A 6,393-nucleotide genomic window follows, 5' to 3' on the forward strand; every position below is an offset into this window, starting at 1 on the left:
GCGTAGCCTGCGCTAGCGCATAAAAAATTCATTAAATTTTGATTCCTTCTTACCTATTCCCTGTTCCCTCACTAGGCAAATAATTTCAGTAATCAAAGCGGATTCCTATACTAATATACAAGTATGAGATTAAAAATTTTGCAACAAACCCCAACTTTGTTAAGCATAAACCTCAAACCACAAGGTGTCCTATATTGGTTATTTGGAGGTTTATTCATTGCTGGAGGTGTTTTTTTAATAACATTAGTGGGAAAAACTACTACTTTTAGTTGTAATCGCATAACGTCTACAGAAGGAAGTTGTCAATTAATTATTCAGGATATTTTCAAATCAAATGTGAAAAATTGGCGTTTTCAAGAGTTAAAAGGTGCAAAATTAGACACGAAAACCACTGATAAATCGGGTAGTTATCCCTTAGTTTTATTAACAAAATCTGGCTCTATTCCCATAAATTTGGTTAATGCAGATAGTAGACAAAAGGAAGCCAAGGCAAAACAAATAAATGCCATTCTTCAAAATTCCCAAGTATCTCAATTAACTATTCATGAAGATAGCCGCCTATGGACTTATCCTTTGGGTATTTTTTTAATTATTGTTGGCTCTATTTGTATTATCTATTTACTAATAAATCGCAAGATAACTTGTATTTTAGATAAAAAATTAAACAGAATTACTATTGAGCGTCAAATGCTATTCGATAAAGAAATTATAGAAGCCAAACTATCCAAGATAGTAGGACTTGATATTGATGCATTTACAGTGGAAAATTCCAGCAGTTATAATATTGCTTTCACGATGGATAATGAAGATAAAATTTATTTAGCTACTGGGCCAATGTTTACAGCTAAAAGCGCAGAACAAGCTTTGAATGTAATTGCAAATTTTCTGAATATAGAATCTTCTAATTGATAGGGTTTACACACACCCAATACGGGTTGGATAAGCAGTATGAACTTAGGAGTATATTTTTCTCTCCTGGTAGTAACAAAAAAGGGATTAATCATGACTGCCAATTTCTTACTACATCTAAATTAAATAGCATATCGCCAGTGAATGAACCAAATGGTTTTTTACTTTGCTGGGCATCACATATCTGCAAACAAATGTGTTCTGATGTATGTCCGGGCGTTTGCAAGACACGAAGCGTAATTTTACCCAAATATAACTCATCACCCTCTTTTAACTTATTTTCAGAGTAGACTCTCCTACCCGATGCGCTTTCCTTAGCGAATGTCCTTTTGCGTGGAAAACTGAGCTAACTTCGCCCATCACAACATTACAGCATTAATTGCGATAATCACAGTTGACAAACTCATTAACAACGCGGCAATTAATCACTAACTATAGGAATCCGCTTTGATTTCTGAAATTATTTGCGTAGGTAGGGAACTCTTAACAGGGAACAGCAAAGAAGGAATCAAAGTGTACTGAGTTTTTTATGCGCTAGCGCAGGCTACGCCAACAAAAATCAAATAGGAATTCTATATTAATTTGATACTCCACAGATGTTATAAACAAATCAGTTTTTAGTGTAAAGTACCTAAAATTATTCTTTAATGATTCTTTGGGAATGATGAAATAATCTGTATCCTAAATGTTTTACCCAGTCGAGAATCAAGAGCAAACCTAAAGAATAACCCCAAACTATAGCCGCTAAACCCCAGCCGATAGGATTCATCAATCCAAAACCAAATATTGCTACTAAACTAGCCAGAATCTGCGTAGCAAAAATAGCTAATAGTAAAATATTGGCTGGTTTTTCTGTCCAAAATGATTTTTTTGTGCGAGTCACAAATATTGTTAAGTGACCTGCAACTGAGAGTTTTAAATATACTAACGTCTGGAGCATTCCTGGACTCAGGTGTAGTAATTCTCTACCTATATAAAAGATGCCAAAGGAACCAAATACACTTGCAATTCCAATTAAGGTAGAAACACCCAACACAACCAACATATCCCAAGTAGCAGGTTTGCGATCGGGAATCGCTCTATCGTAGGCGATCGCTAAAATTGCCCCATCATTAAGTAAAGCCAACAGTACAATCATAATCGCTGTCATTGGATAAAAATTAAAAACTAAAATTGACAGCGTTAAGAAAATCAAAATATCAATAGTCTCGGCAATTCTATATAAAACATAACTATACATTCGTTGAAAAATTTTGCGACTTTCTCTAACAGCATCAGCAATGACAGTTAATCCTGGCGCAAGTAAAACGATATCAGCCGCAGCACGCGCCGCATCAGTCGCACCAGAAACCGCAATACCTACATCTGCCTTTTTCAAAGCTGGTGCATCGTTGACACCATCGCCTGTCATACCGACAATATGACCTTTTTGTTGTAGTGCTTCAACGATGTAATATTTATGTTCAGGAAATACTTGACCAAAACCATCAGCTTGCATCACCGCATCAGCTAACTGTCCCATTTGATGGGTATCGCTGGTTTGAAATAGCTTGGCATTCAAAATATTAGTGCCTAACCCTAATTGCCGACAAGTTTCTTTAGCGATCGCTACTTGATCGCCTGTGAGCATTTTGACTTTCACACCCAAGCGTTTTAAGTCTTCAATTACAAATTGCGAATCACTTCTTGGCGGATCAAATAAAGGTAAAACGCCAATAAACTGCCAATTGCCTTCAGGATTTGTTCTGGCGACACCTAACGCCCGAAACCCCCTTTTGGCAAAATTATCAATAATTTGATTCACAGAGGCTTCAATCTCAGACTGATTGGCAACTAAAGCTAAAATTACCTGGGGTGCGCCTTTACTGACTTTAAATTCTTGACCGTCACCTGTAGAGATAGTTGCTTCTGTACGTTTAATTACTGGGTCAAAAGGTAAAAAACGTGTCACCTGATAATTATTCAGTTGTTGTTTATCCTTTAATCCTGCCAGAATTGCCCGATCAATCGGATCTTCCTCGAAATTGTGGGAAGCTAGAACAGCTAACAAAATTACTTGCTCAGGAGTGAAATTATCCAAACTAACTGGTTCACCTAAAGTCAATTGATTTAAGGTGAGAGTCCCAGTTTTATCGGAGCAGAGAATATCCATCCCCGCGACTTCTTCAATGGATTCCAGACGACTAACAACCGCCTGTTTTTTCGCTAAGGCTCGCGCACCGATCGCCATCGTGGCAGATAATACAGCTGGCATGGCTACCGGAATCGAAGCCACAGTCAAAACTAAGACAAATTTTAAGATATTGAGTAAGCGATCGTGCCGATAAAGAGCCACAAAGACAATTAACAATACCAGCACAAAAGCAGTAGCGATTAGAAAGTTACCTATCTTGAGGATGGTTTGCTGAAAATGACTTTGAATCGTGGCAGTATCTACTAAGCTGGCGGTTTTACCAAAAAAGGTATTTGCACCTGTGGCGTAAACCAAGCCATCAATTTCCCCTCGTTTCAAAACCGAGCCAGAATAGACAGCATCCCCTGGTTCTCGTGTCACTGGTAAAGACTCTCCAGTTAAAGCCGCCCGATCAACTTCTACAGAATCACCCGTCAGCAATCGCGCATCCGCCGGGATCACATCACCAATTCGCAAGTGAATGATATCTCCTGGGACTAACTCACGGGCTGGAACTGTCAGCCATTGATGATCTCGCTTGACACGCGCATTGAGAGCGAGTTGAGCTTTGAGAGCCGCGATCGCATTTCCCGCCTCAAATTCTTCCCAAAAGCCAATAACACCATTACCGATGAGCAGAACTAAAATAATCGCAAAATCTACCCAATCTCTTACCAAGGCTGACAAAATCACAGCAACTTCAATCATCCAAGGAATCGGCCCCCAAAAATGAGAGAGAAATTGCTCTAAAACACTGGTTTTTTTCTCAGTTAGTTCGTTATGGCCATAACTAGAAAGACGACGCTGGGCTTCTTCAGCACTGAGTCCCTGTTCTAAAGAGGTTGTTAGTTGAGCTTGTAGTTCTTCAAGACTCAGGTTGGCTAAATCTCCGGTTGGAGTGTTGTGATTGTTATGAACTAGAGGGTGAGAATTGTGTTTCATCTACTTTGCACCTTTATAAATAATATTCATTCTTGAGTTTTAAATATTAAAATTAATTGACTCTTTACGGAAGTATTATTATTAGCTTTTAACTTATAAATTTGCCTAAAAATACTATCCCAAGAGGGATTTTTGTCAGGATAAATTGTTTAGTTTATTACCATCTTTGATTGTGTTGAGCGCACCTATTTGGGTATTGATAAAGTTTCATTTTAGAGATAAAAAGTCAAGAAATAGGAAAGATGGCTTGAGATTATAAAAATTTAGCTGAGTAAGTATATATATAAGTTGCAGTAGAAATATTTAAAAAATTTCTCATACTCCATCAAATCTTTCCAAGTTCTTAACCAATGCAATCTACAGTGAAACTACAAACACAGATTGAAATATTGAAAATTTATGAATAACTCACAAAAATTATTATTGTCGGCTCTTTGCTTGGTATTTTAGGTATCGCTGGTTTGGCAAAAGCTAGCTCTAAAGAGGCGAGCAATAGGGAATGATTGCTTCATACAGCTGTGCTTTTGTTTCAGGTAAGCTGCGATTTCGGAGTCCACTTAAACCGTAAGCTCCTAATATTCAAAATTTATTGTCAAAACTAACTCCTTCACAACGGGAAATATTAAATTTACGTTTCGGTTTAGTAGATGGAAATGAACTGTCTTTAGCGGAAATTAGTCAACGCATAGGTGTTAGTCGAGAACGAGTAAGACAGTTAGAGCTAAAAGCTTTGAGTACTCTACGAAGGTATAAAGAACAGATGCGTAGTCATCTCTCTAGTTGATCCTGAGATCATAATAAGAATAGCAACATCAATTTCAGCTAACAAAAAATTTTGTGATACTAGCAAAAGTACATTAATTAGCAATAAGTTTAATCATGACTAATATTTGGCTTTGCATAATTTTGGGATTGGTAGCAGGAATAGTTAGTGGTATGACAGGCATTGGTGGTGGAATAATTATTTTACCTGCTTTGATTTTATTCTTAGGATTCTCTCAGCATCAAGCACAAGGAACTACATTGGCTTTGTTAGTTCCACCAATAGATTTATTAGCAGCATGGACTTATTATAAGCAAGGATATGTAGACATAAAAGTAGCTGCACTTCTCTGTCTAGGATTTATTTTAGGTGGGTGGTTTGGTGCCAAAATAGGAACAAGTTTACCGAATGGGGTTTTAACTAAAATATTCGCCTTCCTACTCATTCTTAGTGCTGCTAGAGTTTTATTTGTAACCCCTATTGATTCCGTGTAATTAATTATTTATTAACTTGTTTACGATATCAATGTCCATGCTGTTCCCGTAGGATTTAGTCTGATGTTTGTCGCCGGAGTGCTTTCCGGGTTACTTGGTATTGGTTCTGGCGCACTCAAGGTACTAGCAATGGATCAATTCATGCGGATTCCGTTTAAAGTTTCTACTACTACCAGTAATTTTATGATTGGTGTGACAGCAGCAGCTAGCGCGGGTGTGTATCTGAAACGAGGTTACATCGACCCTGGACTAGCAATGCCTGTCATGTTAGGAGTACTTTTAGGCGCATTGTTGGGAGCTAAGGTATTAGTAAAAGCAAGAGTAGGCGTTTTAAGAAATATTTTTAGTTTAGTCATTGTGCTATTAGCTATTCAAATGATTTATAACGGCTTTATTGGGAGAATTTAAAATGTCCTAAAATCGACACAACTTGAGTGAAAGACAAGTCGAGATTTTGGTTGGTAATTTGTTAAGATATGGCGTAATTTTAGCTTCAGCTTTAGTCTTGCTCGGTGGAGTTTTATACCTAATTTATCATGGCAAAGAAACTCCTAATTATCAAATATTTCGTGGTGAGCCTCCAGCTTTTCGCTCTCCTGAAGGCGTTGCAACCTCAGCATTATCAGGTCGTCGTCGTGGCATTACTCAACTCGGATTATTGTTATTAATTGCGACTCCTGTTGCTAGAGTTGCTTTTTCCCTTTTAGCTTTTGCTGAGAAAATCAGTGCTGCTAACTTTATGTTTTAAAGATTTTATGTAATTATGAAAATTAAGTGAAATTCTTCTCAGTCTTTGGAAAGAACAGTTTATTCCTCCACTAGCTGGAGGCGATCGCCATTGTAAACTTATAAATTAATGCCAGAATCAAAACAATACCTATAAGAATCCGGTTTGATTACTGAACATACTTGTGTAGGGAGGCAATAGGCAATAGACAATAGCAAAGAAGGCAGATAGAAATGTACTGAGTTTTTCAGAAATCAAATATGAGTCCTATAGCAATAAATTAAATACGTAACCATGTAATTTTTGTCACTGCTTTAGCAATAGGTTAAGTAGAAAATATCCTCAATATTGTTCACTATGTTATTCAATATTGAATTATATATAC

Annotated in this window: 3 protein-coding genes and 2 pseudogenes; 4 read left to right on the top strand and 1 reads right to left on the bottom strand. The window is 37.2% G+C overall.

Annotation, left to right across the window (positions count from 1 at the left end; translation table 11 throughout):
* Window positions 1-123: 123 nt before the first annotated feature.
* Complete coding sequence (locus GNE10_RS07050; protein WP_185564246.1) at window positions 124-909, top strand: hypothetical protein; 786 nt, start codon at window positions 124-126, stop codon at window positions 907-909.
* 637 nt (window positions 910-1,546) lie between these two features.
* On the opposite strand, the gene GNE10_RS07055 is transcribed toward GNE10_RS07050, so the two are convergent.
* Window positions 1,547-4,024, bottom strand: a complete 2,478-nt coding sequence (locus tag GNE10_RS07055; RefSeq protein ID WP_185564247.1) for a plasma-membrane proton-efflux P-type ATPase — start codon at window positions 4,022-4,024, stop codon at window positions 1,547-1,549.
* A gap of 574 nt (window positions 4,025-4,598) precedes the next feature.
* Between GNE10_RS07055 and GNE10_RS07060 the strand changes: the two are divergent.
* The 3 genes and pseudogenes from GNE10_RS07060 to GNE10_RS07075 all read left to right on the top strand — a co-directional run.
* A pseudogene (locus GNE10_RS07060) lies at window positions 4,599-4,808 on the top strand (sigma-70 family RNA polymerase sigma factor); the annotation flags it as partial.
* Window positions 4,809-4,903: 95 nt separating this feature from the next.
* Window positions 4,904-5,689: pseudogene (locus GNE10_RS36485) on the top strand (sulfite exporter TauE/SafE family protein).
* A 22-nt stretch (window positions 5,690-5,711) separates the two neighbouring features.
* On the top strand, window positions 5,712-6,029 hold the full coding sequence (locus tag GNE10_RS07075; protein ID WP_260446821.1) for a DUF1634 domain-containing protein: 318 nt from the start codon (window positions 5,712-5,714) through the stop codon (window positions 6,027-6,029).
* Window positions 6,030-6,393: the final 364 nt, after the last annotated feature.

It is taken from the genome of Nostoc sp. 2RC (assembly GCF_014222165.1).
Lineage (GTDB): Bacteria > Cyanobacteriota > Cyanobacteriia > Cyanobacteriales > Nostocaceae > Nostoc > Nostoc linckia.

Excerpts from the sequence above, each read along its gene's own strand:
- GNE10_RS07055 (WP_185564247.1), bottom strand. The coding sequence starts at position 4,024 with ATGAAACACAATTCTCACCCTCTAGTTCATAACAATCACAACACTCCA.
- GNE10_RS07050 (WP_185564246.1), top strand. The coding sequence starts at position 124 with ATGAGATTAAAAATTTTGCAACAAACCCCAACTTTGTTAAGCATAAAC.